The organism is Kribbella sp. NPDC059898 (assembly GCF_042730855.1).
In the GTDB taxonomy this organism is placed as follows: Bacteria; Actinomycetota; Actinomycetes; order Propionibacteriales; family Kribbellaceae; genus Kribbella.
Genome location: NZ_JBHWKR010000013.1, coordinates 229,584 through 252,730 on the forward strand (window position 1 = coordinate 229,584; position 23,147 = coordinate 252,730).

Genomic DNA, 23,147 nt, shown 5'->3' on the forward strand with positions numbered 1-23,147 from the left:
CAATAACATCCGGGAAATCGAGAGGAGGAGTTCATGGCCATGACCGTCAAGCACAAGCTCGCCACAGCCGGCCGGCCGGCAGTCGCCGGCGAGTCGCCCCGACGGTTCCAGCGGCTGCGCCGGGACCGGCTGCTGGTCGCGCTCGGGCTGCCGGGTGCCACGGCTCTGGTCCTGTTCCAGTACGTCCCGCTGCTCGGCAACATCATCGCGTTCAAGGACTACCAGCCGTACCTCGGCATCACGGACGCGCCGTACGTCGGCCTGCAGAACTTCTCGTTCCTCTGGGACGGCAACCCGGCGTTCCGGAACGCGCTGATCAACACGTTGATCCTGACCGTGGTGCAGGCCGTGCTGGTGTTCCCGATCCCGCTCGGGATCGCGCTGCTGCTGAACAGCCTGGCCGGTGAGCGGCTGAAGCGGCTGCTGCAGTCGGTGCTGTACCTGCCGCACTTCCTGTCCTGGGTGATCGTGGTCGCGATCTTCCAGCAGATGCTCGGCAACGCGGGCATGCTGAACACGTTCCTGATCCAGCACGACCTGCCGATGTTCCAAATCATCGGCGTACCGGACCTGTTCAAGGTGCTGCTGACCACGCAGGTGATCTGGAAGGACGCCGGGTGGGGGACGATCATCTTCCTCGCCGCGCTCGCCCAGGTCGACCAGGAGCAGTACGAGGCGTCGGCGGTCGACGGGGCGAACGCGCGGCAGCGGCTGTGGCACATCACGTTGCCGGCGTTGCGCGGGATCTTCATCTTGCTGCTGATCCTGCGGCTCGGCGACAGCCTGTCGGTTGGGTTCGAGCAGATCATCCTGCAGCAGGGGCCGGTCGGCGCCGATGCCAGCGAAGTGCTGGACACGTGGGTCTACAACAACGGCATCATCGGCGGCAACTGGGGGATGTCGACCGCGGCGGGGCTGGTGAAGAGCGTCGTCGGGGTGCTGCTGGTGATGGGTGCGAACAAGCTGGCCCATCTGTTCGGCGAAGCGGGGGTGTACCAGAAATGAGTACCCGCCCGATCTGGATGGAACGGCCCAATCCGTTGGTCCAGGCAACGAAGTCGATCGCGCTCGGGATCGCCGTACTGCTGGTGATCGTTCCGTTCTGGTCGATCATCGCGACGTCGCTGGCGGATCAGAAGACGATCGACACGTCCGGCGGCGGCATGGTGCTGTGGCCGGGCGGTACGTCGATCGCGGCGTACCGGGCGATCCTGTCCGGGGGAGTGGTCACGCGAGCGTTGACGATCTCCATCGGCATCACGGTCATCGGTACGTTGCTCTCGCTGACCGCCACGTCCGGACTGGCGTACTGGTTGTCGAGACGCGGCGCGGCCGGCACGCGGCCGATGCTGATGGTGGTGCTGGGCGCGGTGCTGTTCAGCCCGGGACTGATCCCGAGCTACCTCGTGGTGAAGCAGCTCGGTCTGCTGGACTCGTGGTGGTCGCTGATCCTGCCGGTGGTGGTGAACGCCTTCAACGTCCTGGTGATGCGGGCGTTCTTCCAGCAGCTGCCGCAGGAGCTGTTCGAGTCGGCGGCGATCGACGGTGCGTCCAGCGCGACCACGCTGGTCCGGATCGTGCTGCCGCTGTCCAAGGCGGTGCTGGCCGTGATGGGACTGTTCTACGCGGTCGGCTATTGGAACGCGTTCTTCAATGCGCTGCTGTACATCCAGAGCACGGACAAGTGGCCGATGTCTCTGGTACTGCGCACCTTCGTCGTGAACCAGACGACGATCGGCGGTGACCAGGTCGGCGCCGGAGCCGAGGCGATGCCGCCCCAATTGCCGTTGCAGATGGCGATCCTGGTCGTCGCCCTGGTGCCGATCCTGGTCGTCTATCCCTTCCTGCAGAAGCATTTTGCCAAGGGAGTCATGGTCGGCGCCGTCAAAGGTTGAGGTTTTTCAGTCAGGAGAAACGCAATGGTGTACAGAGCAATCGGGCGCAGGTCCTTTCTGGTGGGTGCGGGGGGCGGAGCAGCGGCGCTCCTGGGCATTTCCGGCTGCAGCAGCGGTGGCGGCGGCGGCCAGGCGAACTCGGTGGAGTCCAACAGCAAGGTGACGCTTCCGACGTACGTCGAGTACGGCGGGATCACGCCCGACCTTCCGGCGTCCGCGACCGGCGTTGACCCGGCGTTCCGGCACTTCCCGAAGGAGCGGCCGAAGTCGGTGCCGGACAAGCCGGGCAACGGCGAGACGGTCACCGGGATGGCCAACATCTTCCTGCCCGTTCCACCCGGTGCCGGCAGCAACAGTTACTGGGCCGGCCTCAACGACCGGCTCGGCGTCGACCTGAAGATGCAGATGGTGCCGGCGGCCGACTACGAGCAGAAGTTCGCGACCACGATCGCCGGCAACGAGCTGCCCGACGTACTGCAGATGCGGCCGGTCGCGAACCTGCCCGCCCTGCTGGACAAGCGGTTCACCCGGCTGGACGAGCACCTCGCCGGGGACGCGATCAAGAAGTACCCGAACCTGGCGAACATCCCGACCCGGACGTGGAAGTCGGCGGTGTACAACGGCGGGATCTACGGCGTACCGATCCCGCGCGGCGCCGTACAGCTGTACAGCTTCATCCGGCAGGACCTCTTCGAGGCCGCCGGGGTGTCGCCGGAGCCGAAGAGTTTCGCGGAGCTGACCGACGCCGCGAAGGCGCTGACCAACCCGAAGGCCAGGCGCTGGGCGTTCGGTGCGTGGAACCAGGTGCGCGACTACCTGCAGATGATGAACAAGGCACCGAACGGCTGGCGTGAGGAGGGCGGGAAGCTGACCCACCAGTACGAGACCCCGGAGTACAAGCAGGGCATCGCGGACCTCACTCAGCTGTGGAACGCGGGTGTGATCCACCCGGACTCCTTCTCGGACCAGCTCCCGTTCAAGAACCTGTTCAACGCCGGGACGATCGCGATCAACGCGATCGACGGGTACCTCGGCTGGAACCAGTACATCCAGACCGCGGCCGGGAACCCGAAGTTCAAGCTCGGGCTGATGCCGGCGTACACCCGGGAGGGCGGCGAGCTCGCGCCGTGGTGGCAGGGCGGCGGCATCTACTCGATCACCGCGCTGAAGAAGCAGACCGATCCGAAGAAGATCGAGCTGGTCCTGCGGGTCCTGAACTGGCTGGCCGCACCGTTCGGCACCGACGAGTACGTCTACCGGGTGTTCGGCAAGGAGGGCGTCGACCACACCGTCAACGCCGACGGTGATCCGACCCTCACCCAGGCAGGTCAGACGAACACGGCGATCCCGATCCGGTACCTGGCCGACGCGCCCGCGGTCGTCTACCAGCCCGGCCGGCCGCAGGACGCCGACGTACAGCACGCCTACCAGACCAAGGTGCTCGCGAAGGCGTCGGTCAACCCGACCGTCGGGCTGTTCTCGAACACCAGCGCCACCAAGAACGCCGTACTCGACAAGGCGATCAGCGACGGCGTCAAGGACATCGTCCAAGGCCGCAAGCCGATGAGCACCCTCGACGACCTGGTGCGAACGTGGCGCAACACCGGCGGCGACGCAATGCGCAAGGAGTACGAAACCCAGCTGCAGACCCGCTAGCACCGCCGGCGGGGGCGCGCCCCCGCCGGCGTCTACTTCATTCCGGCCAGGCGGACGCCGTTGACGATGTAGCGCTGGAAGATCAGGACGAGGACGATCGTCGGGAGGGCGGCGAGGGTGGAGCCGGCCATCAGCATGCCCCAGTCGTTGCCGCGGGACGAGCGGAACGTGGCGAGGTACTGCATGATCTGGGTCAGGTCCGGGTTCGACACGACGAGGACCGGCCAGACGTACGAGTTCCAGTACGCGAGGAACGAGCCGATGCCGACCACGACGTACGGGCCGAGGGACTGGGGGACGAAGATCTGCAGGAAGATCTGCCAGCGGGTCGCGCCGTCGATCAGCGCGGCCTCCTCCACCGCGGCCGGCATGTTCAGGTAGAACTGCCGGAGGAAGAACATCTGCGCGCTCGACGCGACGCCGGGGACGATCAGTACGGCGAGCGTGTCGAGCATGCCGAGCTTGCTCACCACGACGAACGACGTCAGCAGGATCGCCATCGCCGGGATGAACATCGGGGTGATGCAGACGACCCACCACAGCCGCTTGCCGGCGAACTCGAGCCGCGCGAACGCGTACGCGGCCGTCGAGTTCACCACCAGGCTCGCGACCGTGAAGATCGCCGCACCGGTGAACGTGATCGCCATCGCCCGGACGAACGCCGGGTCGGCGAGGATCAGCCGGTAGTTCTCCACCCGCCAGACGTCGGGGAAGAACTGGAACGGGCTGCGCAGTACCTCGGTCTGGCTCTTGAAGCCGGACATCGCCATCCACGCGAGCGGGAAGAGCGCGGTGAGGGCGATGCCGGCGACCAGCAGGTACGACAGCAGCCGGCGTGGGGCGTACCACGAGCGGTTCATCGAAAAGGTCCTTTCGGTGACGCCTCAGGCGTCCGACGACTTCTCGGAGCTGACGACCCGGAAGATGATGATCGAGATGGTGCCGATGACAACGAACAGCAGTAGCGCCGCCGTCAGCGAGTAGCTCGTCGCGTACGGCGTACCGTCGCGGAAGCTGTTGAAGATGTACAGGTTCGGCGTGTTGGTGGCGTCCACCGGGCCGCCGTTCGTCATCACCAGCGGCAGCTGGAACTCCTGGATCGTCAGCGTCAGCCCGGTGACCAGCAGGAACAGGATGACGTTGCGCAGCGATGGGACCGTGATGTAGCGGGTGCGCTGCCAGAAGTTCGCGCCGTCCAGCCGGGCCGACTCGAAGTAGCTCTCCGGGATGTCGAGGATGCCCGCGAGCATGATCAGCGTCGAGACGCCGAACCCGAGCCAGATCGCCGGGATCGCCACCGCGGGCAGCGCTGTACCGGCCGTGTTCAGCCAGGCGACCGGCCCGTGGCCGAACAGCCCGATGAACCAGTTCGCGACGCCCTCGTCCTGGTAGATGAAGACGAAGATGATCGCCGCGACGACGCTCGAGACGACCGCCGGTACGTAGACCGTGGTCTTCATGAACGCCGCCAGCCGTTTCGACAGCGTCGCGATGAAGCTCGCGAGCAACAGCGCGAGGACGAGGATCGCCGGGACGACCATGATCGCCAGCTTGAGGCCGACCCACAGCGACGCGTAGAAGTCCGGGTCGGTCAGCACGTACTGGTAGAAGTCGAACCCGACGAACTTCGCGTCCTTGTAGAAGCTCATCTCGAAGAAGCTCAGGTAGAACGCGTAGACCAACGGCCAGATCACGAAGATCCCGAGCAGGATCACCATCGGCGCGATCATCAGGTAGGCGGTCAGATGGGCCCGCAGGTGCTTCGGTACCTGGTCCCGGACCTTGGTGCCGCGCTTGCGCCGGGGCCGGCGCGACGGGCCGGTCACCTGGGTGACCCGGCCCGTCGGCTGTGTGGAGGTGTCGAGCATCGTTCGGTCAGCCCTTCGGTGCCGTGCCCTTGAGGTGCTGTTGCTTGATCACCCGGTCGATCGCGTCGCTCGCCTTCTGGGTCGCGCCCGGGATGTCGGACTTGCCCTTCATCACGGACTCGATCGCGGTCGCGAAGGCCAGCGAGATGTCGAACGGGTACGCCGGCTCCGCCTTGCCGGTCGCGACGACCTTGTCGCTGATGATCTTCATGAACGGGTCGGAGGTCGCCGCCGGGTCAGTGGCCAGCGCCTGGTCGACGGACGTACGGACGGTGTACTTCGAGAAGCCGCTCTGCCGGAAGAAGTCGGCCATGATCGCCGGGTCGCCGGCCAGCAGGTAGTCGATGAACTTGGCCGCGGCCTCCTTCTTCTTCGTCTTGCCGTCGACCGTCAGCGTCCAGCCGCCGAGCGTCGCGGTCGGCTTGCTCGGGTCGCCGTCGATCGATGGGAACGGCGCGACCGCGGTGTTCTTGATCATCGCCGGGAAGCTCTGCTTGAGCTGGCCGACCGCCCACGAGCCGTCCGCCATCATCGCCACCTGGCCCTGGCCGTACGGCGACGCGTCGGCGTACCCGACCTTCGGCTGCTGTGGCATCCAGCCCTTCTGGAACAGGGTCTGGTACAGCTGGAAGAGCTTGGTGTAGCACGGGTCCTTCGCGTTCGCGGCGGACCAGTCGTCGTTGATCGGCAGGTGGCCGCACGCGTTGTACTGCAGGCCCCAGCTCGACCAGCCGAGGTCAGGCGCGACCGAGGCCATCGTCATGCCCTTGACGTTGCCCTTGGTCAGCTTCTGGGCCCAGGTGAGCAGCTCGTCCCAGGTCTTCGGCGGCGAGTTCGGGTCGAGCCCGGCGGCCGTGACCAGGTCCTTGCGGTAGTAGAGGACGGTCGAGGGCTCGACCAGCATCGGGTACGCGTAGTGCTTGCCATCGACCTTGACGAACCCGGCGACGTTCGGCTTGAGGTCGCCCCAGACCTTGTCCGGCAGCAGTCCGTCGAGCTCGGCGAACTGGCCGTTCGCGACGCCGGCCGGGATGCCGCCGTAGTTCGTGGTCGCGACGTCGGGCTGGGTGCCGGCGGCCTGCGCGGCCTTCAGCTTCTGCGTCCAGGTGTCACCGGGAACCACCTGGTACTTGACCTTGACGGCGGTCTGCGACGCGTTGAACTTGTCGACGTACGTCTTGAACCACTTCTGCTGGTACGGCTCGAACTGCTGCTGCCAGAAGGTGATCTCGGTCGTCCCGCCCTTGCTGCCGGAGCTCCCCGAGTTGCCGGACGAGCCGCAGCCGGCGAGGGCGAGCGTCGCGGCTACTGCCGAAGCGACGAGAATCCTGAGTCTCCGGTGACGCATGTTCCTGCTCCTTGTGATCTGTGATAGATGGTGCCGGGTGCCGGTCACTTCGACTTGACGAGGTCGGCGCGGTACCAGAACACGTTGTAGGGACCCCACTGGGAGATCGAGAAGTAGATCGTCCGTCCGCCGTTCGCAACGTACCCCGGATGCAGGTACGGCGAGTAGACGCCGGGCAGATCCTCCTGTGTGACAAGGGGTTTCGGGTCGCCCCACGGACCCCAGGGTGTGATACCTTCGCGGATCGTCGAGCCCAGGCCCGACCCCTCGGTCGAGGTCATGATCCAGCGGCCGAGGTACTCGCTCCACATCACCGAGAGTTCGCCGACGGTGCCTTCGACGATCTGCTCGGCCGCCGCCGGGTCCTTGCCCCAGGTCGGTTTGCCGTCGCGTACGCCGGTGAAGTACTCGTACGCCTTCTGCTGCTCGACGTCCTTCCCGGCGACCCGCATCAGCGCGACGCCGCCGAACCGGCCGTGCGTGACACCCCAGAAGTAGAGCGTCCCGTCGACGTTCGTCACGCTGACCTGGACGAAGTTGCCGTTGCCGTCCCAGCGCGGGGAGTCCAGCACGGTCCAGTTCTGGCCGTGGTCGGTCGACTTCGCGAGGCCGGCGTAGTTGGTCTCCCACTCGCCCGGGTCGCCCCAGTGCCGCACCGACATGAACGCGAGGTACATCGCGCCGTTCGCGGCGAAGCCGTACGTCGGGATGATCGTCATCTCGTCGTTGTCGAGCTTCTTGCCCGGGATCAGCTCTTTCGCCCAGCCGGTGTCGTCGGTGACGTAGCCGCCGAAGGTAATGCCGTCGGCCGGGTCGCGGTCGGTGGTCCAGGCCATCGTGTTCGACCGCCACTCGGTGCCGCCGCCTCCGGTGTGTCCGGCCTCGCGCTGCCCGAACGTGTCGCCGAACACGAACCAGGTCTTCCCGTCGGCGTCGAACATTGACCCGAGGTCCTGCCCGACCACCTCGACCGATCCCGTGTGGTTGATCGAGTCGTGGCCGGTCAGCTGCGCTACCTTCGTCACGTGCTCGACCCCGCCGAGCCGGAACGGCGCTTTCTGGTCACCGCTCAGCCGCGGATCGGTGGTGGACGGAGCCCCGCCGCAGGCAGCAGTGCTCGACAGCGCGAGGCACGCCAGCCCCGCCATCACACCGACCCTGCCCACGCTGTTCATGCGGGGGAGTGTGGCAGAAATCGATTTCCCGCACAATGGGTCAAGGAGCGATGGCGAGGCAACGATCTGGGCACGACGGGTTGCTGACGCTCGGCTGAGACGGTGGCGGATGCGGAGCGGATTCGTGGGCTGACGTGGCGTGTACCGTGCAGCTGTGCTGGGACCGGGTGAGGCTGGGTGACGGGGCCGGACGTCGACTTCGGGCGGATCCGCGCGTATGGGGCGCCGGCGGGGCGGGCGGCGGGGTTCGAGGAGCTGGCGTCACTGGTGGTGACGGCGGGCGTTCCGGGGCTGGTGGAGTGGCCGGCCGGGACGGCGTTCGACCGGTTCGGGAATCCGGACGGCGGGCGTGAGGGCAAGGGTGTGCTGCCGGGCGGGGACGTGTGGGCCTGGCAGGCGAAGTACCTGTTCAGGCTGGGGGACAGCGAGCTCGGGCAGGTGGACGCGTCGGTCCGGCGGGTGCTGGAAACTGAGCCGAACCTGAGGCGTTACATCGTGGTACTCCCGTACGACCGGCCGGCGGGGGACACCCGGCGCAGCAGGTCGGCGTACACCAAATGGCTCGGGAAGACGGTCGAGTGGGAGCGGCTCGCGGCGGAGCGGGGGATGGACGTCGAGTTCGTGTACGTCGGCGCGAGCGAGCTGGTCACCGAGCTGACGAAGACGGAGAACGCGGGGCGGCTGCGGTACTGGTTCGGTACGTCGGTGCTGACGCCGGAGGAGCAGCGCGACCGATTGAGCGACGTACTGAACAAGGTGGGACGTCGTTACACGCCGCAGTTGCATGTCGAGGTGCCAACCGTCGAGGCACTCGAAGGGCTCGGCCGCACCGAGGCCTATATCCTCCGCATCCAACACGTCCTGGCCGACCTGCGCCGGATCCGCGCGTACCGCCGGCCGCTGCAGAACGAGCTGGCCGCCGCCGCGGCGGTCCTCGCCGACTTCCTCACCGCCACCCGCTCAGGCGCCCGCCTCCCACCGATAGCGAGCGATCTCGAATCCGCCCACGCTGCGCTCGCCGATGCCGTCGCCGGAGCAGACCCGCTCACGCAGTCCGTCTACAGGACCGCGGTGCGGGCACTCGAGGAAGCGCTCGGACTGGTCCGCAGCGTCGCGACAGAGGCGGCCGATCGCGGTCTGCTGTTGATGACCGGGCGTGCCGGCGTCGGGAAGACGCACCTGTTCTGCGACGTCGCGGCGCGGCGTATCGAGGCAGGGCTGCCGACGGTCGTCCTGCTCGGGCAGGACTTCGACGACGGCGCGCTGCTGCCGCAGCTCGGGAGGCTCGCCGGGATCGACGGCCGGCTCGACGACGTTCTCGGCGTACTCGACGCGGCGGGTGAGGCCGCGGGACGGCCCGCGATGCTGATGATCGACGCGATCAACGAAACTGCGCGGGCCGACCGGTGGGCCGACGAGCTGCGCGTCCTCGCCGGCGCGGTCGACCGGCATCCGCACGTGGTGCTGGCCGTCTCCTGCCGCACCGAGTTCGTCGAGCCGGTGGCCGACGGCAACGATTTCCCGCACGTCGAGCACATCGGCTTCGCGGAGTCGACCGCGGAAGCAGTCGCCCGGTACACCGCGGAGTACGGACTGGAACGGGTCACGTTTCCGATCCTCGACCCCGAGTTCGGCAACCCGCTCTTCCTCAAACTCGCCTGCGAAGGGCTCAGCACCCTGGGACGGCAAAGCCTCGGCAACACCGGCCTGACCACCGTGTGCGATGTCTTCCTCGAAGCGGTCAACGAACGCCTCGCCAAACCTTCCCGCTGCGACTACGACAGGGCGTCCGACCTGGTCAGATCTGTGACTCGCCAGTTGGCGGAGCTCGGCCCCGGGCCGTACCGGCGCGCCGATGTCATCGCACTCGCGGATGCCACGCTCCCGAACCGTCGCTGGTCGCAGAGCCTGTACGTCGGCCTGCTCCGCGAAGGCGTGTTGCTGGAGGCAACTGCCGGTACCGTCGTCTTCAGCTACCAGCGACTCGGCGACGTCCAACGCGCCACCCTCCTCGCGGAACGGACACCGACCGAGCTGCGGGACTGGTACCGCGCGCTCGACGACGCGACGAGCTGGGCCGAGAACGGCGTGATCGGGGCACTCGGACTGATCCTGCCGGAGACGTCCGGCCACGAGATCGCGGACCTCTTCGCCGACGAGACCGGTCGCGCCGATCGACGGGTCGTCGATGCGTTCCTCCAGAGCCTGACCCTGCGCGCACCGGAACACACCACCGAGCGAACCACCGAGCTCGTGACCGAACTCCTGCCCGCTCCGGAAGCGTGGCTCGCCCTCGTCCGGGTCGCCTGCGTCCCCGGCCACGCAGCCAACGCCGACTTCCTGCACCGCGTCCTGTCCGGCCTCTCCCTTCCGGAACGCGACCGCACCTGGTCCGAATGGCTCGCCTCGTCGGCGCACGACGAAACGGCCGTCCTCCTCGACTGGGCCTGGCCCGAAGTACGCGGCCCACGTCAGAACGGCAGCTCCCAGCTCGCGACGCTGACCATCGGCTGGTTCCTCACCTCGACCGTCCGCGCGCTGCGCGACCGGGCGACCAAAGCCCTGGTCGCGATCGGCGAGGACAGTCCGGCCGAGTTCGCCGCGGCGGTGCGGGCGTTCCGCGGCTGCGACGATCCGTACGTCGTCGAGCGGCTGACCGGTGCGCTGTGCGCCGTCGCCCTCCGCTCCACGTCCGCGGACGTGATCACCGCGGTCGCCGACGCGGCGGCCGAGCTGGTCGTGAACGGCGTACCCACGCACCTGGTCACCCGCGACAACCTCCGCCGCATCGCCGAAACAGCCACCGCCCACGGCTGGACCGGCCCGAACTGGCGTCCGCCGTACGACGCCGCCTGGCCGGTCGAGGTACTGCGCGAGGAGGAGCACACGACCGTGGGCTTCGGGCGTGACGTGCTCAGGCCCTCGCTCGACGCGTTGGTGACCGACGATCGGGAGCGGCTGTTTCGGGAGGCGCGGCGGGCCGTTGATGTGCGCGCTGTCGAGCTCGGCGGTGGTGAGAAATACCGATGGATCGGTTTGTACGAAACGCTCGGCCGCCTCGCCGACCACCACCGACCGCACGACCTCGACCAGCTCATCGGGCGCGACATCGACCCGACGGTGCTGGTGCGCCCGCGGGCGGATCAGGCGGGCTGGTTCGCGCCGGCGGCGGCGTTCGTGGACGAGCCGGAGGTTCTCGACGGCGTACCGGACCCGCTGGACCTGATCGCGCTGATCGACCCCGACGGGACCCGCTGGCTCTCGCTCGTCCGGTACGACACCTGGACCGAGGATCTGCCCCCGGAGATCGCGGCCGCCGACCCGCCGATCCTCAACATCTGGATGCAGACACGCTCGTACCTCGTCCGCGCGGACGACGTCGCCGTACTGCGCACCTGGGCCGCCGGACAGGACTACGAGGGGCGCTGGATGCCCGAGCACCCCGAGATCAACAGTCGTCTCCTCGCGACGTACCCGACCTCGCCCGACTGGGACGTCGACACCGTCGACACGAACCTCCCGTTCCCCGTCGAGCTGCCGAACTACGAGTACACCGGCACCGGAACCACCCGCGACACCTCCGGCGCCGTCACCGGCTACCTACCCAGCAGACTCCTGTACGACGTATTCAGCCTCCGGCACGGCAACGACTTCGCGTGGCCCGACAGCACGTCGCGACCGGCGGTGATCGACCCGACCGCCGGGATGAGCGGCGTCGGCGCGTTGCTGATGCGACGAGACCTGACGGACGCGCTGGCCCGCGCGGGATACACGCTGTTCTGGACAGCCCTGGTACGCAAGGAACTCCTGAACGACGGGTACGACGAATACCGCGGGACCAGCGCGAGCGCCTCCTATCTCCTCACTGACGGCACCATCGAACGGATCTAGCGGAAGAGCAAGCAAGCAGGAAGGGAGTGGGACTGGGTGCGGGCGGGCTGCTGCGGGCCAGTCGCGTTCGGCGGGTCTGAGGAGGCCCCAGAGAAGAAGATTCAGAGGGCTGGTGCTCCGTGAGACAGGCAGCAAGACAGGACATCTGCGGAGGAGTTGCGGGGCAAGAAGGCTAGTCCGAGGACTTGCCAGAGGTGCCAGAGGCAACGGTGAGGAGCATCAGCCCGCGCCCACCGGTGACCGACCGGATGACGCTGACACGGCGCCCGAGGTGCTCACGTCGACTGATGACGCCGCGGATGCCGCAGACCGGCCGTCCGGAGGACCCACATCGACTGTCCGCGTCGCATCTGACCGAGTACCCCTGACCCCTGCGCGAGCAATTGCTGCAGGACGCCGTCTTCACCTGCCTCGGCTGGGGAAGCGATGAACCTGCACAATCGGAGCAAGCAGATGCAGTCGATGCCGACGTGCCGCCGCCGGCGAGCGCGATCGAGGCTGCGGAGTACGTCGACGTACCTGACACTGACCGCACCGCCACATCACCGAACTGGTTTCCGCGTACGACAGGACTTGGGATACCGCGGAAGCAGCTCTGCCGGCAGGTCCGTTGCCCGAGTCCACGAAGAGCCTCAGCCCCGAGGTCATCAGCGCGCCAACGCACTCCTCGAAAGCACCTGGCAGGCACTCCGCAGAATCACCCTCGACCCCCGGCGAATCGGACGCATCACCGCCGCCGCACTCGTCCTACTCCACCTCCAGAAACCCACCCGGTGAGAAGATCTCACTCTACCAACGATGCCTGGATGGACTCCGGCCACGGAGCATGCAGACCTACTCATGGCCGGTTACGACCCCAGTGCCCAGGTTAAGCACGCATGACCTCGGCGTGAATCGTCCCGCCTGATCCGCAATGCAGTCTCAGCCGCAGCCATCCTCGAATATGCTCTGTTCAGCTACTATCTGATGACCGCAGCTCGGGCGGATTCGGGTCTTGAGATCTCAATTTCGGCAGTCACTATAGTGACGCCGACGCTTCCCGTACCCCACTACACCCTCCTGCCATCGGTGCCCTGTGGCAGTGGAAGCTGGTAGGCGACAAAGGCAATGAGAATCACTCACTCATTTAGATCCCTCCCCAAACGCGTTGCTAGGCTTTGGTGGCGAATCCCATTCCTTCTCCGAGCGGGCCTGCTGCCATTGGTTTGTTATCTGATATATCAAGGGATCGGATTCGAGACGCAATGGCATGGCCTGGCCGGGACGCTTGTCGTCGGCGCCGTAACTCTCAGCTTTGTTTTGATAGAAGGTCGTCATCGCGAACAACGCAAGCGATCGTAATGTGACCGGACCCGCGGACGACGGCCTCGTCGAGCGTGGCCCGCTAGTCGGGCGGGTCGTGTAGTGCGTCGGGTGAGTAGGCAACTTGCATGACGGATATGGGCTCGGCCGTGATCCGCCTCCCGCTCAGACCTTGAATGCACAGCCGGAGGACGTTGGCGTACTCCTTTGCCAATGGACCTGGAGCCGCCGGGGTGTCCTTGCCGATGGTCAAGGCCATCGAGCAGGGCACGAGGTCCGGCAGCCTGAGCATGCTCAACAAGCTGGCCACCACTCTCGGCATCAGTACCTCGGATCTGATGGCCAGCGGCCGGGAGTGCGTGTCCCGACTGAGCCTGCAGCGGCCGAGGCGCTCCTGGGCATCCGTCGCGCGCTGACCCCGGCGGATCTTCGCAGGCGACGTGACAGACTCCGAGCCGCCGTCGCTGTCCGACTGGCGCGACTCCCTGCGGTACTCAGTCCGCCTCTATTCCGGGGACAAGTTTGACCTGGTACTTGCTATGCGGTGGGGCTGGATGACGGGCTCGGCCAGTCGCAGGCGTACCTCCAAACCGGACGGATCCTGATTCAGTACCGCCAGTTCGACCTCGCGAACCAGGCCATGATGATGGCGATGGACGCAGGTCGAGCCACCTCTGATGAGGTGATGGCGGCCTCGATCGCGTTCTAGTCCGGCCAGCCCGCTCGCCTGAGCGCCTGGACGGCGGACGCCGCGCCCGACTTCTACCGTTCAACCCTGAACACCATGACCTCCGCCTGGGTACGCTCTCGTAACCCCGGCTACATCGAGTTCCAGACTGCGGCGAGCGAGGTGGTCCGCGACGTCGTGTACGGCGACGTCACCACCACCGCAGGCCTCGACCAGCTCGCGACCTTGTGGAAAGGCATCGCCAGATGAGCGACGAAGTACTGTTCGAGCAGCACGGCCAGGTCGCCGTCATCACGCTCAACCGCCCCGCGAAGCTCAACGCGGTTACGGCTGAGATGTCCGACGCACTCGTCGAGCTCGCCCAGCGATGCAACGAGGACGACGACATCCGCGCCGTGGTCCTGACCGGAACCGGCCGTGCCTTCAGCGCCGGCTCCGACATCGCGGAGCTCGACAAGTACGAGACCCCGTGGGCGTTCCGCAACCGCGCCGACTACTGCGACGCACTCAAGGTCCTCCGTAAACCGGTAGTTGCCGCGATCAACGGCTACGCCTTGGGCGGCGGTCTCGAAACGTCCCTGATCTGCGATATCCGCCTGGCCTCCAGTACGGCGGTTTTCGCAGCCGCCGAGGTCAAACTCGTCTGGATCGGCGGCGGCGGGATGTCCGCGCTCCTGACCCACACGATCGGCCCCGGCAACGTGTCGATGATGCTGATGACCGGCGACCCGATCGACGCCCGGCGCGCGCTCGCCTGGGGACTCGTCAGCGAGGTCCTCGAATCAGGCGCCCTGCTGCCCCGCGCCCTGGAACTTGCCACCACGATCGCCGCCCGTGCCCCGATCGCCGTCGAGACCGCGAAGGCGAACGTCGCGGCCGCGCTCAAGATGCCGCTGGAGCAAGCAGTCGCCTACGAGCGCGACGTACAGACGATCTGCTTCGCCACCAACGACGCTGCGGAGGGCCGCGCGGCGTTCGCGGAGAAACGCGACCCGAGGTTCACCCGTGCCTAGGTGATGTCTGGCAGACGCCACCTAGTCATTGATGCACGGCGATCTCGGTCCACCGCAGACGCATGGGTGCACAGGCAGGCCCAGGTGTCTGACCCGGGACTGACGCGTGACTTGCCGTCAGTGGCACAAGGTGTTCGTGTCAGAAGGGTGGTGGATTGTCCGGTGGCACGGGGGCCGGAGGTGGTTGTCGGGCGACGGGTCCGCGGGCGGGAGGGACGGTCGTATATCGGTGGCCGGTCGGTGCGGTCAGGGTGACCGACCCATCGGGATGGTTGGTGGTCGACCAGCCCCAGTCGGGGGTGTCTTTGACGACGTGGTGGTATTCGCAGAACGGCGCGAGGCCGGCCAAGCTGGTTTCGCCGGATCGGGCGAACGGTGTGCCATGATCGCGATCGCATTCGCGCGACGTGCGGTTGCAGCCGGGCCAGGCGCAGACGGGGTGTCTGGCAAGCAGGGTTTCGGTGACCATCGCTCCAGGATCGTGCCGCGTGGTGGAGGCTTCCACCACGGTGCCGTTGGCGCGATCGGTCAGCAGGCGTCGCCAAGTGCCGCCGGTGGCGATGCGGCGGGCCGACTCGGCGGGGATCGGACCGAAGCCGGCCAACTCGGCCGGGTCGTCGTCCATCCCAAGCAAGGTGGTGATCGGGATCAGCACCTCGATGTGGGGCCGTCGGCGGTGCTGGTCGCCCAGGGGTAGGCGCGGTTCTAGGTGGAGAGGTTGCGCCGGATCCAGTTTTCGATGCCGGCGACGTGGGTGAGGGAGAGGGCGGCGGCGACCGTCGGTTGGCGTTCGGCGATTGCCAGTGCGATCGCACGGTGTTCGCGCTGGGTCTGCTCGAAGGCGTTCTCCTGGGTGACGGCGCGCCAGGCCCGTGCCTGGTGGGTGCGGCCGGCGACGCTGTCGATCAGCGAGCAGAGGACGGGGTTGCCGGCGGCGGCCGCGATCCGGTGATGGAACTCCAGGTCGTTCGCGACCAGGTCGCCGATCGGGCTGTCCGGGTCGACGGCCTCGGTCAGCGCGAGCAGTTGTCCGGCGGCGTCGTCCGCCATCAGCCGGGCCGCCTTCTCGGCCGCCATCGGCTCGAGGGCGCGGCGTACCTCGAACAGGTCGAGGATGCTGGAGTCCTGGTGGAAGTCGATGATGAAGCTCATCGTCTCGAGCAGCAGATCGGGCGTGAGGCTGGTGACGTACGTGCCGTCTCCCCGCCGTACGTCGAGGATCCGCAGCATCGACAGCACGCTGACCGCCTCGCGCAGCGGGCTCCGGGAGATGCCGAGCTGCTCCGCGAGGTCGGCCTCGCGGGGCAGCTTGTCACCCGGCTTCAGTCGGCCGTCGAGGATCATCGCCTTGATCTTCTCGATCGCGATGTCGGTCAGCGCCATCTGGTGCCTCTCAGTCTTCCTTTGGACGTAGGCGCAGACTAGCCATTCCGCCGTCGACGGCCAGCGCGGTCCCCGCGGTCGAGCCGGACGACGGTCCCGCGAGGTAGACGATCGCGAGCGCGACCTCCTCGGCCGAGACCAGCCGGCCGTGCGGCTGACGGGCGTCCAGCGCGGCACGTTCGGCGACCGGATCCGGCGCCGCGTCGAGCAGGCGCTGCACCCAGGGCGTCGCCGCCGTACCGGGGTTGACGCAGTTCACCCGGACGCCTTCGCGGAGGTGGTCGGCGGCCATCGCCATGGTCAGCGACTGCACCGCGCCCTTCGTGGTGGAGTACAGCGCGCGCTGCGGGATGCCGGTGGTCGCGGCGACCGAGGCGACGTTGACGATCGCGGCGGCCGGCGACTTCCGCAGGTACGGCAGGGCCGCGCGGCTGACCCGGACGGCGCCCATCACGTTGACGTCGAACACCTTGTGCCACTGGTCGTCCGGGTTGTCCTCGACCGTGCCCTGCGCGCCGATGCCGGCGTTGTTGACCAGTACGTCGATCCGGCCGAACGCCTCCACCAGCTGCTGGACCGCCGTACGCACGCTCTCGTCGTCGGTCACGTCCGCGCGGATCCCGAGCACGCCCTCGGGGGCGCCGGACGGGTCGAGGTCGAACGCCGCCACCCGCGCACCGCGGGCCGTCAGTTCGCGCGCGGTCGCCGCGCCGATCCCGGACCCGCCTCCGGTGACGATCGCGACCAAACCGTCGTACTCCCCACCGCTCATCGGCCCGCCTCCCAGGCGACGTACTCCTGGCGCTGGCGGCCGAGGCCGTCGATCTCCACCTCGACGACGTCGCCCGCCGTCAGGTACGGGAAGCGGCCGGAGAGCGCGACACCTTCCGGCGTACCTGTCATGATCAGGTCGCCGGCGTCGAGCACCATGTACTGGCTGAGGTGGTGGATGACGGTCGCCACGCCGAAGATCTGGTCGGCGGTGCTGGAGTCCTGCCGCGGCTCGCCGTTCACGAAGCTGCGCAGCGTGAGTTTCTGGTGCTCGACCTCGTCGGGCGTGACCAGCCACGGGCCGACCGGGCTGAAGCCGGCGGCGATCTTGCCCTTGCTCCACTGGCCGCCGGACTGCTCGAGCTGGAACGCGCGCTCGGACAGGTCGTTGGCCACCACGAAGCCGGCCACGTGGTCGAGGCTGTCCGCGGGGGAGTCGAGGTACGACGCGCGCTTGCCGATCACGACGCCGAGCTCGACCTCCCAGTCGGTCTTGGTGCTGCCGCGCGGGATCGTCACCGGGTCGTTCGGGCCGGCCAGCGTGTTCGGCGCCTTGAAGAAGATCACCGGCGTCGACGGCGGCTCGGCGCCGGACTCGGCGGCGTGGGCGGCGTAGTTCATGCCGATGCAGACGATCGCGCCGGGCCGGCAGATCGGGGCGCCGATCCGGAGGGCGTCGGCGTTCTCGACCGGCGGCAGTTCGCCGGCGGCCAGCGCGGCCGCGACCCGGGCCGGACCGTCGGACTCCCAGAACGCGGCGTCGAGGTCCGCGGTGATACCGGTGAGATCCCGGACCCCGTCGTCGGTGCCGACGACCGGCCTTTCGGCGCCGACCGGACCCAAGCGGGCGAACTTCATCGCGTCTCCTTAGATCTTATCTTTGCCGGACTATTCCGGCTGATTTGGCGATCGCCGGTAGCTTGACACGCTAAAGATATGATGTCTAGCGTGCTGCCGTGATCGACCAACCGCGGTTCGGGCTCGGCTGTGCGCCGCTCGGCAACCTGTTCGAGGAGTTCACCGACGAGCAGGCCGACGCGATCCTGACCGCCGCCTGGGACGCCGGCGTCCGGTACTTCGACACCGCGCCGCACTACGGCCTCGGCCTGTCCGAACGGCGCCTCGGGCAGTTCCTCGCCACCAAGCCCCGCGACGAGTACGTCGTCTCCACGAAGGTCGGCCGGCTGCTCCGCGAGAACCCTTTCTGGGACGGTACGGCGCTGGACGCGACCGGCTTCGTCGTACCGGCGAGACTCCGCCGCGAGCTCGACTACTCCGCGTCCGGCGTCCGGGCCTCCGTCGAGGACTCGCTGACCCGGCTCGGCCTGGACCGGATCGACATCCTCTTCGTCCACGACCCCGAACTGTCGGGCGACCGCGGCGCCACTCGACGAGATCTGCCGCGCCCACGGGGTCGAGCTGCCCGCGGCCGCTCTCCGTTATCCCTTGCTGGACCCCAGAGTCGTCGCGGTGGTGGCGGGTGCGACCACACCGGCGCAGGTCCACCAGAACCTTGCTCGCCTCACCGCCGACATTCCGGCGGCGCTCTGGGACGACCTGATCAGCTCAACGATTGGAGCGCCTGGTCGGCGTGGACGTTCATGTTGGTCTCGCTGTGGATGACCTTACGGACGCGGCGGTCGGTGTCGATCGCGAACGTCCAGCGCCTGACCGGGGTGATCTTCGCCAGTACGCCGTTACGGGCCACGCCGAACGTCCGGGCGACCGCGCCGTCGGCGTCGGAGAGCAGCGGATAGTCAACGAGTGCAGGTCGGAGAACTGCTTCTGCTTGTCGACGGCGTCCCGGCTGATGCCGACGCGCTGCACTCCGGCGGCGTCGAAGTCGGCCGCCACGTCGCGGAAGTGACAGGCCTCCTTCGTACAGCCGGCGGTCATCGCCGCGGGGTAGAAGAACAACACGACCGGACCCTTCCTGAGCAGCTCGCTCAGGGACCGCGTCTCGCCGTACTGGTCGGGGAGTTCGAAGTCCGGGACGACGTCGCCTTCCTTCATGCTTCACCTGTCCTAGGTCCTGCTGCGCGGCGGAGTCGGTTGGCGATGGCCAGGCCGAGGCCATGTTCTTCGGGGAGGGTGGCGAGGATGACGTCGCAGCCCCGGTGGTCGAGGTCGCGGAGGTAGCCGAAGAGGCCGCGGGCGTAGCCGGCGAGATCGTCGGGGAGGACGACGACTGCGTGGGCCTCGATCGCGGCGCCGGCCAGGGCGGGCGGGACGAGCACTCCGACCTTGTGGTCGGCGTACCGGGCGGCCTCGGCGGCGAGGTCTTGCGGTTCGACCAGTACGACGCGGGCTCGCGGGGCGTAGTGCGACGGGTGCTGGCCGGGGACGCGGACCGAGCTGGACGCCGGTACGGCGAGGGCGTGGCCGAGGGCTGCTTCGAGGTCCTCGCGGGTCACGCCGCCGGGGCGGAGGACGGTCGGCGCCGGGCCGGTGACATCCACGATGGTCGACTCGACGCCGACGCCGCACGGGCCGCCGTCGAGGACGAAGTCGACGTCGTCGCCGAGTTCGAGGCGAACGTGCTCGGCAGTGGTCGGGCTGACCGAGCCGAACCGGTTGGCCGACGGCGCGGCGACGGCGCCGCCGAACGCGATCAGCAGTTCCAGCGCGACCGGGTGATCGGGAACCCGGATCGCGACTGTCTCGAGCCCGCCGGTGGTCTCGAGCGGCACCCGGCGGCCACGTCGTAGCACGAGCGTCAGCGGGCCGGGCCAGAACCGCTCGGCCAGCAGCCGCGCGGTCTCCGGTACGTCGTCAGCCCAGTCGTCGAGCTGATCGGCGCTACCGAGGTGCACGATCAGCGGATGCGACGGCGGCCGGCCCTTGGTCGTGAAGATCCGGCCGACGGCCTGCGGGTTCTCGGCGTCGGCGGCCAGCCCGTAGACGGTCTCGGTTGGGATCGCCACCAGGCCCCCGGCACGCAGTACCTCGACGGCCCTCTCGATCTCCTCGGTTCCTGGCGGCACGCTTGCCATGGTCTCACGGCGTACAACCGGTTCTGAAAGGGTAGGGGCATGACTGATCGCCCTGTGCTCGTGCCGCCCGCCGGTGTCCGCGGCGAAAACCTCCAGGTCTGCTACGCCGCGGCCCTGCACAACCTGCTCGACGTCAACACGATCCCTGACGGCGGTACGGCGTACCTCCGGGCCGGTGGCGGGTATTCCGATCCGTGGACCCGGGACGCCGCCATCAACTCGTGGCACGCGGCAAGCCTGCTGTCGCCGGAGGTCGCCAGGCACACGCTGCTGAAGGTCTGCGGCGACGGGCTGATTGCCCAGGACAACCAGTGGTGGGACCAGATCATCTGGGTCATCGGGGCCTACCATCATCGGCTGGTGACCGGCGACACGTCGTTCGGCGTGGAGGCGTTCCGGATCGGGGCCGCTTCGTTCGACATCCTGCGCCGAGATCGCTTCGATGCCGCGACCGGCCTGTACCGCGGGCCGTCGCTGATGCAGGACGGGATCGCCGGCTTCCCGGAGCCGCCGTACCAGCCGGGCAACCCGTCGTCGTTCGTCCTCGACCACCCGGGTGCCGCCGAGCTCCGGTGCCTGTCGACGAACGCCGTGTATGTCGGGGCGCTGGGCGCTCTCGAACAACTTGCGGCGGAGGCCGGCGCGGATCCGGCGCCGTACGCCGCGCAGCGGGCCGAACTCGTTGCCGCCATCAACGAATATCTGTGGTCGGAGGAGGCGGGCCAGTACGGCTACTTTCTCGGGGACGGGCTCGATCTGCACCAGGAGACGGCCGGGCTGGCGTTGGCGGTGGAGTTCGGGATTGCCGGGCCGGAGCGTGCGGCTCAAGTTATCGCGGGGATTCATCACGAGCCGTACGGCGTGGTCAACGTGTGGCCGCACTTCCCGCGGTTCGACGCCCAGCACCCCGGGCGGCACAACGCGATCTGCTGGCCGATGGTGATGGGGCTGTGGGGGCATGCCGCCGCGAAGGTGGGGGAGGCGGCGGAGTTCGGTCGTACGGTCGACGATCTGGTCAGGCTGTTCCGCTCGAGCGGGGACGAACTGTTCGAGCTTTACAACGCGACAACTGGCGAGGTGGACGGCGGTTGGCAGGTGGGGCGGCAGTGGGAGTCGCTGCCGGATCAGACCTGGTCCGCGACCGCGCTGCTGCGGCTGGTGCATGAGGGTCTGTTCGGGCTCGAGTTCGGCGTCGATGGCATCACCTTCCGGCCGACGGTGCCCTCGTCGTACGCAGGTGAGTGGTCGCTGCGATCGCTTCGCTACCAGGCCGCGACGCTTGACATCACCTTGCGCGGCGAGGGGACTGAGGCCCGATCCGTCCAGCTCGACGGGCAGAACGTTACGCACGTGCCGGCGACGCTCACCGGTCACCACTCCGTCGAGGTGCTCGTCGGCTGATCTCGGGCGACCCCGGGGCGCCAGTTGATCACCGTGATCTGGGGTGGTGCGGTGACCTCGGTCCGGCCGCCTGCGGTCGCGCGGACCTCGAGCGGGCCGTACGGCGTCGGCACGGAGGCCTGGGCCCATTCGAGACCGCCGAGCTGTGGCTTGATCGTCACCGTCCTCATCCCGGGTGCCGTCGGTCGTACGCCGAGCAGCGTCGCGGCGTAGTGGTACAGCGGGTGCGCGCCCCACGCGTGACAGTCGCTCCGGGTCGGCTCGGGGTGCTCGATGACCGTGCGGAGACCCTGATCCAGCAGGCCGTACCAGAGGTCGAGCCGGTCGAGCAGTACGTCGGTCCGCCCGATCCGCTGCAGCGCCTCGAACAGGTAGTGGTCGAAGTACACCGTGGTCCGTGCCAACGATTCGTGCAGCATCGTCCGGACGGCCGTCTCGCCGTACTTCGCTCCCGCGAGCAGGGCCAGCGATTGCGCGTGTTCGGAGAAGGCCGTGTGGTCCAGGTCGTCGGCGTACAGCTTGCGGTCGGCGTCGTAGAAGGCCTCGTCGGCGGCGTCGAGCAGGCGGTCGGCCAGCTGGGTGTACTCGGCGGCGGATCCGCCGGTCCAGGTCTCCAGGTCGGCGGCCTGGCGCGCGACCAGCGCCAGTTGGAGGTGGAGGACCGACGAGACGCCGTGGCTCGGGCCGGGCCAGTCGGGGTGTACTTCGCCGTCCTGGACGATGCCGGGTGGGCAGCCGGCTTCCCAGCCCGGCACCCAGTCGGTGAAGTTCCAGCCGTGCAGGGCGTGGAAGACGCCGCGGTCGTCGACGGTACGGCGGTGCGCGTCGAGCGCGGCGCGGACGCCCGGCATCAGCTCGGCGACGAAGGCGAGATCGCCGCGCCACAAGGCGAAATCGTGCACCATCGCCACCCACCAGAGAGTGAAGGGCGGGATGGGGGACGAGCGGCGAGAGGGGGTGCGGGACGGGACCAGTCCGTCCGGGGTCTGGGTTCGAGCGAAGGCGCGGAGGGCCTGGCGGGCAAGGGAGTCGTCGCCGGTGGCGGCGTACGCGATCAGGCATTGGAGACGGGTGTCGCCGGTGTACTGGAGTTGCTCGTAGTACGGGCAGTCCATGGTTGTCTCGTGGCTGCAGGCCTGGAGGGTGCGGAAGGCCAGGGCGCCGACCTTGGCGAGTCGGGGGTCGCTGGAGGTGAAGTTGAGGCGGTCTTCGTAGGGGTAGTGGGTTTCGCGGAAGCGTAGGGCGGTGATTGTCAGGGGTTCAGTGGCGGTGGTGACGAGGAGCTCGACGTAGCGGCCGGACTGCCACCAGAGGGTGCTGTGTTGTTCGCGGTGGCCGCCGGCGATGAACAGGTCGCCGATGCCGTCCTCCTCCAGTCCTGGGCGTCCGAAGAGCTTGCCTTCGACAACGTCACGATTTCCCTTGCCTGCTTGGGGATTTGGTTCGTAGAGGGACTCTTGCCAGTGCATGCGTACTTCGGCGTCGCGTCCACCGTCGAGGTCGAGCACGGGGTAGGCGCAGACGTACTGGTCCAGGTCGATCAACACCCGGCGACAGGTCCCAGGCGGCACCACCAACGGCGTACCGTCCAGCAATTGTTGCCACGCACCCGCTTCACGCTCCAGATGATCCGCCGCAGCCACCACCCGCCCCCGAGTCGCCTCCCCAACCAGATGCTCCGCCATATGCCGCACCCGCGCACCCTCAACCCATCCTTCCGCGGGCGCCGGCAACCGCGCAGGCTCCAGCACCCGCCCGCCATC

The 23,147-nt window shown here is 68.0% G+C and carries 22 protein-coding genes and 2 pseudogenes; 12 read left to right on the forward strand and 12 right to left on the reverse strand.

What is annotated here, in order from left to right; all coding sequences use genetic code 11:
- Positions 1–33: 33 nt before the first annotated feature.
- Genes ACFV9C_RS33805 through ACFV9C_RS33815 form a run of 3 tightly spaced genes read left to right on the forward strand, consistent with a single transcriptional unit; the run spans position 34 to position 3,551 of the window.
- A complete protein-coding gene (locus ACFV9C_RS33805; protein ID WP_380199946.1) occupies positions 34–1,005 on the forward strand; it encodes an ABC transporter permease in 972 nt (323 codons plus the stop codon).
- On the forward strand, positions 1,002–1,895 hold the full coding sequence (locus tag ACFV9C_RS33810) for a carbohydrate ABC transporter permease (RefSeq protein WP_380199948.1): 894 nt from the start codon (positions 1,002–1,004) through the stop codon (positions 1,893–1,895). Before ACFV9C_RS33805 ends, ACFV9C_RS33810 begins: the two co-directional genes overlap by 4 nt.
- 60 nt (positions 1,896–1,955) lie before the next feature.
- Positions 1,956–3,551: a hypothetical protein gene (locus tag ACFV9C_RS33815; protein ID WP_380199950.1), complete on the forward strand. Its 1,596-nt coding sequence runs from the start codon at positions 1,956–1,958 to the stop codon at positions 3,549–3,551.
- Positions 3,552–3,583: 32 nt separating this feature from the next.
- On the opposite strand, the gene ACFV9C_RS33820 is transcribed toward ACFV9C_RS33815, so the two are convergent.
- Genes ACFV9C_RS33820 through ACFV9C_RS33835 form a run of 4 tightly spaced genes read right to left on the reverse strand, consistent with a single transcriptional unit; the run spans position 3,584 to position 7,942 of the window.
- On the reverse strand, positions 3,584–4,411 hold the full coding sequence (locus ACFV9C_RS33820; protein WP_380199952.1) for a carbohydrate ABC transporter permease: 828 nt from the start codon (positions 4,409–4,411) through the stop codon (positions 3,584–3,586).
- Positions 4,412–4,435: 24 nt separating this feature from the next.
- Positions 4,436–5,419 (reverse strand): carbohydrate ABC transporter permease, encoded by a 984-nt coding sequence (locus ACFV9C_RS33825; RefSeq protein ID WP_380199954.1) that lies wholly within the window; start codon positions 5,417–5,419, stop codon positions 4,436–4,438.
- 7 nt (positions 5,420–5,426) lie between these two features.
- Positions 5,427–6,767: an ABC transporter substrate-binding protein gene (locus tag ACFV9C_RS33830; RefSeq protein ID WP_380199956.1), complete on the reverse strand. Its 1,341-nt coding sequence runs from the start codon at positions 6,765–6,767 to the stop codon at positions 5,427–5,429.
- Positions 6,768–6,811: 44 nt separating this feature from the next.
- A complete protein-coding gene (locus ACFV9C_RS33835) occupies positions 6,812–7,942 on the reverse strand; it encodes a DUF4185 domain-containing protein (protein ID WP_380199959.1) in 1,131 nt (376 codons plus the stop codon).
- Between the two features lie 177 nt (positions 7,943–8,119).
- Between ACFV9C_RS33835 and ACFV9C_RS33840 the strand changes: the two genes are divergently transcribed.
- The gene (locus ACFV9C_RS33840) at positions 8,120–11,833 is read left to right on the forward strand and encodes a hypothetical protein (RefSeq protein ID WP_380199961.1); all 3,714 of its coding nucleotides are present in this window, start codon (positions 8,120–8,122) and stop codon (positions 11,831–11,833) included.
- Positions 11,834–12,481: 648 nt separating this feature from the next.
- Positions 12,482–12,610 (forward strand): annotated as a pseudogene (locus tag ACFV9C_RS33845) (IS5/IS1182 family transposase); the annotation flags it as partial.
- 345 nt (positions 12,611–12,955) lie between these two features.
- Here the strand turns inward: ACFV9C_RS33845 and ACFV9C_RS33850 are convergent.
- Entirely contained in the window at positions 12,956–13,150 is a 195-nt protein-coding gene (locus ACFV9C_RS33850) for a hypothetical protein (RefSeq protein WP_380199963.1), read from the reverse strand.
- Between the two features lie 230 nt (positions 13,151–13,380).
- Between ACFV9C_RS33850 and ACFV9C_RS33855 the strand changes: the two genes are divergently transcribed.
- The 4 genes from ACFV9C_RS33855 to ACFV9C_RS33870 all read left to right on the forward strand — a co-directional run bounded on the left by ACFV9C_RS33855 (position 13,381) and on the right by ACFV9C_RS33870 (position 14,836).
- Entirely contained in the window at positions 13,381–13,551 is a 171-nt protein-coding gene (locus ACFV9C_RS33855) for a hypothetical protein (RefSeq protein WP_380199965.1), read from the forward strand.
- Positions 13,552–13,679: 128 nt separating this feature from the next.
- Positions 13,680–13,844: a hypothetical protein gene (locus ACFV9C_RS33860; protein WP_380199967.1), complete on the forward strand. Its 165-nt coding sequence runs from the start codon at positions 13,680–13,682 to the stop codon at positions 13,842–13,844.
- Positions 13,845–13,919: 75 nt separating this feature from the next.
- Positions 13,920–14,072, forward strand: a complete 153-nt coding sequence (locus ACFV9C_RS33865) for a hypothetical protein (protein WP_380199969.1) — start codon at positions 13,920–13,922, stop codon at positions 14,070–14,072.
- Complete coding sequence (locus ACFV9C_RS33870) at positions 14,069–14,836, forward strand: enoyl-CoA hydratase/isomerase family protein (protein ID WP_380199971.1); 768 nt, start codon at positions 14,069–14,071, stop codon at positions 14,834–14,836. Before ACFV9C_RS33865 ends, ACFV9C_RS33870 begins: the two co-directional genes overlap by 4 nt.
- A gap of 139 nt (positions 14,837–14,975) precedes the next feature.
- On the opposite strand, the gene ACFV9C_RS33875 is transcribed toward ACFV9C_RS33870, so the two are convergent.
- From ACFV9C_RS33875 to ACFV9C_RS33890, 4 genes are all read right to left on the reverse strand, one after another.
- Positions 14,976–15,461, reverse strand: coding sequence for an HNH endonuclease signature motif containing protein (locus tag ACFV9C_RS33875; RefSeq protein WP_380199973.1), 486 nt, complete (start codon positions 15,459–15,461; stop codon positions 14,976–14,978).
- Between the two features lie 80 nt (positions 15,462–15,541).
- The gene (locus ACFV9C_RS33880; protein WP_380199975.1) at positions 15,542–16,219 is read right to left on the reverse strand and encodes a FadR/GntR family transcriptional regulator; all 678 of its coding nucleotides are present in this window, start codon (positions 16,217–16,219) and stop codon (positions 15,542–15,544) included.
- Positions 16,220–16,229: 10 nt separating this feature from the next.
- Positions 16,230–16,991 (reverse strand): SDR family NAD(P)-dependent oxidoreductase, encoded by a 762-nt coding sequence (locus tag ACFV9C_RS33885; protein WP_380199977.1) that lies wholly within the window; start codon positions 16,989–16,991, stop codon positions 16,230–16,232.
- A complete protein-coding gene (locus tag ACFV9C_RS33890; RefSeq protein WP_380199980.1) occupies positions 16,988–17,848 on the reverse strand; it encodes a fumarylacetoacetate hydrolase family protein in 861 nt (286 codons plus the stop codon). The genes ACFV9C_RS33885 and ACFV9C_RS33890 overlap by 4 nt, the downstream gene beginning before the upstream one ends.
- 98 nt (positions 17,849–17,946) lie before the next feature.
- Between ACFV9C_RS33890 and ACFV9C_RS33895 the strand changes: the two are divergent.
- Both ACFV9C_RS33895 and ACFV9C_RS33900 read left to right on the forward strand, forming a co-directional pair.
- Positions 17,947–18,286 (forward strand): annotated as a pseudogene (locus ACFV9C_RS33895) (aldo/keto reductase); the annotation flags it as partial.
- A 99-nt stretch (positions 18,287–18,385) separates the two neighbouring features.
- On the forward strand, positions 18,386–18,613 hold the full coding sequence (locus ACFV9C_RS33900; protein WP_380200064.1) for an aldo/keto reductase: 228 nt from the start codon (positions 18,386–18,388) through the stop codon (positions 18,611–18,613).
- On the opposite strand, the gene ACFV9C_RS33905 is transcribed toward ACFV9C_RS33900, so the two are convergent.
- Both ACFV9C_RS33905 and ACFV9C_RS33910 read right to left on the reverse strand, forming a co-directional pair.
- On the reverse strand, positions 18,590–19,003 hold the full coding sequence (locus tag ACFV9C_RS33905; protein ID WP_380199983.1) for a peroxiredoxin: 414 nt from the start codon (positions 19,001–19,003) through the stop codon (positions 18,590–18,592). The two genes, ACFV9C_RS33900 and ACFV9C_RS33905, sit on opposite strands and share 24 nt — an antisense overlap.
- Entirely contained in the window at positions 19,000–19,974 is a 975-nt protein-coding gene (locus ACFV9C_RS33910) for an L-threonylcarbamoyladenylate synthase (protein WP_380199986.1), read from the reverse strand. The genes ACFV9C_RS33905 and ACFV9C_RS33910 overlap by 4 nt, the downstream gene beginning before the upstream one ends.
- A gap of 48 nt (positions 19,975–20,022) precedes the next feature.
- On the opposite strand from ACFV9C_RS33910, the gene ACFV9C_RS33915 reads away from it, so the two are divergent.
- Positions 20,023–21,384, forward strand: a complete 1,362-nt coding sequence (locus ACFV9C_RS33915) for a hypothetical protein (protein WP_380199989.1) — start codon at positions 20,023–20,025, stop codon at positions 21,382–21,384.
- Here ACFV9C_RS33915 and ACFV9C_RS33920 read toward each other — a convergent pair.
- Complete coding sequence (locus ACFV9C_RS33920) at positions 21,354–23,069, reverse strand: alpha-L-rhamnosidase C-terminal domain-containing protein (protein WP_380199992.1); 1,716 nt, start codon at positions 23,067–23,069, stop codon at positions 21,354–21,356. The two genes, ACFV9C_RS33915 and ACFV9C_RS33920, sit on opposite strands and share 31 nt — an antisense overlap.
- Positions 23,070–23,147: the final 78 nt, after the last annotated feature.

Bases quoted from the DNA above. Each gene is read 5' to 3' on its own strand.
- ACFV9C_RS33805 (WP_380199946.1), top strand. From the start codon at position 34: ATGGCCATGACCGTCAAGCACAAGCTCGCCACAGCCGGCCGGCCGGCA.
- ACFV9C_RS33810 (WP_380199948.1), top strand. From the start codon at position 1,002: ATGAGTACCCGCCCGATCTGGATGGAACGGCCCAATCCGTTGGTCCAG.
- ACFV9C_RS33820 (WP_380199952.1), bottom strand. From the start codon at position 4,411: ATGAACCGCTCGTGGTACGCCCCACGCCGGCTGCTGTCGTACCTGCTG.
- ACFV9C_RS33825 (WP_380199954.1), bottom strand. From the start codon at position 5,419: ATGCTCGACACCTCCACACAGCCGACGGGCCGGGTCACCCAGGTGACC.
- ACFV9C_RS33830 (WP_380199956.1), bottom strand. From the start codon at position 6,767: ATGCGTCACCGGAGACTCAGGATTCTCGTCGCTTCGGCAGTAGCCGCG.
- ACFV9C_RS33835 (WP_380199959.1), bottom strand. From the start codon at position 7,942: ATGAACAGCGTGGGCAGGGTCGGTGTGATGGCGGGGCTGGCGTGCCTC.
- ACFV9C_RS33850 (WP_380199963.1), bottom strand. From the start codon at position 13,150: ATGACGACCTTCTATCAAAACAAAGCTGAGAGTTACGGCGCCGACGAC.
- ACFV9C_RS33855 (WP_380199965.1), top strand. From the start codon at position 13,381: ATGGTCAAGGCCATCGAGCAGGGCACGAGGTCCGGCAGCCTGAGCATG.
- ACFV9C_RS33865 (WP_380199969.1), top strand. From the start codon at position 13,920: ATGACCTCCGCCTGGGTACGCTCTCGTAACCCCGGCTACATCGAGTTC.
- ACFV9C_RS33870 (WP_380199971.1), top strand. From the start codon at position 14,069: ATGAGCGACGAAGTACTGTTCGAGCAGCACGGCCAGGTCGCCGTCATC.
- ACFV9C_RS33875 (WP_380199973.1), bottom strand. From the start codon at position 15,461: ATGGACGACGACCCGGCCGAGTTGGCCGGCTTCGGTCCGATCCCCGCC.
- ACFV9C_RS33880 (WP_380199975.1), bottom strand. From the start codon at position 16,219: ATGGCGCTGACCGACATCGCGATCGAGAAGATCAAGGCGATGATCCTC.
- ACFV9C_RS33885 (WP_380199977.1), bottom strand. From the start codon at position 16,991: ATGAGCGGTGGGGAGTACGACGGTTTGGTCGCGATCGTCACCGGAGGC.
- ACFV9C_RS33890 (WP_380199980.1), bottom strand. From the start codon at position 17,848: ATGAAGTTCGCCCGCTTGGGTCCGGTCGGCGCCGAAAGGCCGGTCGTC.
- ACFV9C_RS33905 (WP_380199983.1), bottom strand. From the start codon at position 19,003: ATGAAGGAAGGCGACGTCGTCCCGGACTTCGAACTCCCCGACCAGTAC.
- ACFV9C_RS33915 (WP_380199989.1), top strand. From the start codon at position 20,023: ATGACTGATCGCCCTGTGCTCGTGCCGCCCGCCGGTGTCCGCGGCGAA.
- ACFV9C_RS33920 (WP_380199992.1), bottom strand. From the start codon at position 23,069: ATGGCGGAGCATCTGGTTGGGGAGGCGACTCGGGGGCGGGTGGTGGCT.